Annotated in this window: 2 rRNA genes (1 of these 2 only partly in view); both read right to left on the bottom strand. The window is 55.2% G+C overall.

Annotation, left to right across the window (positions count from 1 at the left end):
- Nucleotides 1-3: 3 nt before the first annotated feature.
- A 5S ribosomal RNA gene (rrf, locus tag ADB02_RS08900) occupies nt 4-120 on the bottom strand.
- A gap of 102 nt (nt 121-222) precedes the next feature.
- Nucleotides 223-2,954: ribosomal RNA gene (locus ADB02_RS08895) — 23S ribosomal RNA — on the bottom strand; it runs 429 nt beyond the window's last position.

Genomic DNA, 2,954 nt, shown 5'->3' with positions numbered 1-2,954 from the left:
TTATGCCGGCGGCGACCTACTCTCCCACACCCTCCCGAGTGCAGTACCATCGGCGCTGGTGGACTTAGCTTCCGGGTTCGGAATGGGACCGGGCGTGACCCCACCGCTAACACCACCGACAAAAACCAGGCAACAACCCATCCCCACCACAACTTTRGGTGGGTGGTGTCATGCCAGACACTGAATAACGGACGCGAGCAAAAACCCTGTAATTCACACTTTGTGTGTTGAATGTTTGGTCTATTAGTACCGGTCACCTCCACACCTTACGATGCTTCCAGATCCGGCCTATCAACCCCATCATCTATAGGGGACCTCAAAAGAAACCTAATCTTGGAACAGGCTTCCCGCTTAGATGCTTTCAGCGGTTATCCCTTCCGTACGTAGCCAACCAGCCATGCCCCAGGCGGGACAACTGGCACACCAGAGGTACGTCCATCCCGGTCCTCTCGTACTAGGGACAGCCTTCCTCAAGTTTCTACGCGCGCGGCGGATAGAGACCGAACTGTCTCACGACGTTCTAAACCCAGCTCGCGTGCCGCTTTAATGGGCGAACAGCCCAACCCTTGGGACCTACTCCAGCCCCAGGATGCGACGAGCCGACATCGAGGTGCCAAACCATCCCGTCGATATGGACTCTTGGGGAAGATCAGCCTGTTATCCCCGGGGTACCTTTTATCCGTTGAGCGACACCGCTTCCACAAGCCGGTGCCGGATCACTAGTCCCTAGTTTCCTACCTGCTCGACCTGTCAGTCTCACAGTCAAGCTCCCTTGTGCACTTACACTCAACACCTGATTGCCAACCAGGCTGAGGGAACCTTTGGGCGCCTCCGTTACTCTTTGGGAGGCAACCGCCCCAGTTAAACTACCCACCAGGCACTGTCCCTAACCCGGATCACGGGCCGAGGTTGAGATGTCCAATACGATCAGAGTGGTATTTCAACAACGACTCCACCCCAACTGGCGTTGAGGCATCACAGTCTCCCACCTATCCTACACAAACCGAACCGAACACCAATACCAAGCTATAGTGAAGGTCCCGGGGTCTTTTCGTCCTGCCGCGCGTAACGAGCATCTTTACTCGTACTGCAATTTCGCCGGGTCTGTGGTTGAGACAGCAGGGAAGTCGTTACGCCATTCGTGCAGGTCGGAACTTACCCGACAAGGAATTTCGCTACCTTAGGATGGTTATAGTTACCACCGCCGTTTACTGGGGCTTAAATTCTCCGCTTCGACCCGCAAAGGGGTCTAACAGGTCCTCTTAACCTTCCAGCACCGGGCAGGCGTCAGTCCGTATACATCGACTTACCCGTCTTCGCACGGACCTGTGTTTTTAGTAAACAGTCGCTTCCCTCTATTCTCTGCGGCCACAACCAGCTCAACCACGTCGGTCACCAGTCATGGCCCCCCTTCTCCCGAAGTTACGGGGGCATTTTGCCGAGTTCCTTAACCACAGTTCTCCCGATCGCCTTAGTATTCTCTACCTGACTACCTGTGTCGGTTTCGGGTACGGGCCGTATATCCACATCGCTAGAGGCTTTTCTCGGCAGCATAGGATCACCAACTTCCCCAAAACGGGTACGCATCACGCCTCACCCTATATGTGCTCCGGATTTACCTAGAACACGGGCCACACGCTTACACCACGATATCCATCACGTGGCACGGCTACCTTCCTGCGTCACCCCATCACTTGGCTACTACCAGTTCAGGTCCCCAGCATCACACACACCAACCAACCTAAAAGGCTAGTAAACGGCGCGTGTTCAGGTGGGTTAGTATCCCTGATTCACCATGGGCGCGGACACACGGGTACGGGAATATCAACCCGTTATCCATCGACTACGCCTGTCGGCCTCGCCTTAGGTCCCGACTCACCCTGGGAGGATTAACCTGGCCCAGGAACCCTTAGTCATTCGGCGGAGGAGTTTTCCACTCCTCATTCGCTACTCATGCCTGCATTCTCACTCGCGCACACTCCACACTAGGGTTACCCCAGCGCTTCACAGCAGTCACGCGACGCTCCCCTACCCAACCACCACAAAGGTGATTGCCGCGGCTTCGGCGGTGTACTTGAGCCCCACTACATTGTCGGCGCAGAACCACTCGACCAGTGAGCTATTACGCACTCTTTCAAGGATGGCTGCTTCTAAGCCAACCTCCTGGTTGTCTTCGCGATCCCACATCCTTTTCCACTTAGCACACCCTTAGGGGCCTTAGCCGGCGATCTGGGCTGTTTCCCTCTCGACTACGAAGCTTATCCCCCGCAGTCTCACTGCCGTGCTCTGACCTCACCGGCATTCGGAGTTTGGCTGATGTCGCTAAGATGATAGTCCCGCTAAACCAACCAGTAGCTCTACCTCCAGGAGGAAACACACGACGCTGCACCTAAATGCATTTCGGGGAGAACCAGCTATCACGGAGTTTGATTGGCCTTTCACCCCTACCCACAGCTCATCCCCTCAGTTTTCAACCTAAGTGGGTTCGCGCCTCCACAGAGTCTTACCTCTGCTTCACACTGGCCATGGGTAGATCACCCCGCTTCGGGTCCAGGACATGCCACTGACAACACACTAGTTAGTATTCGCTTTCGCTACGACTACCCCACCAAACGGGTTAACCTCGCGACATGCCGCTGACTCGCAGGCTCATTCTTCAAAAGGCACGCCATCACCCCACAAAAAAGGGCTCTGACGGATTGTAAGCACATGGTTTCAGGTACTATTTCACTCCCCTCCCGGGGTACTTTTCACCATTCCCTCACGGTACTAATCCGCTATCGGTCATAAGCAGGTATTTAGGCTTACCGGGTGGTCCCGGCAGATTCACAGCAGATTCCACGAGCCCGCTGCTACTCGGGCAACACACCAATTGCACGCACGGGTGTTTCACGTACCGGACTCTCACCGTCTACGGCAGGACATTCCAATCCACTTCCGCTACACCCACACAA

The organism is Corynebacterium sp. 212_CJEI (genome assembly GCF_001055915.1).
Classification (GTDB): Bacteria; Actinomycetota; Actinomycetes; order Mycobacteriales; family Mycobacteriaceae; genus Corynebacterium; species Corynebacterium jeikeium_D.
Note: the sequence above shows the minus strand (reverse complement) of the source record. Positions and strands in the feature narration are given on the sequence as shown.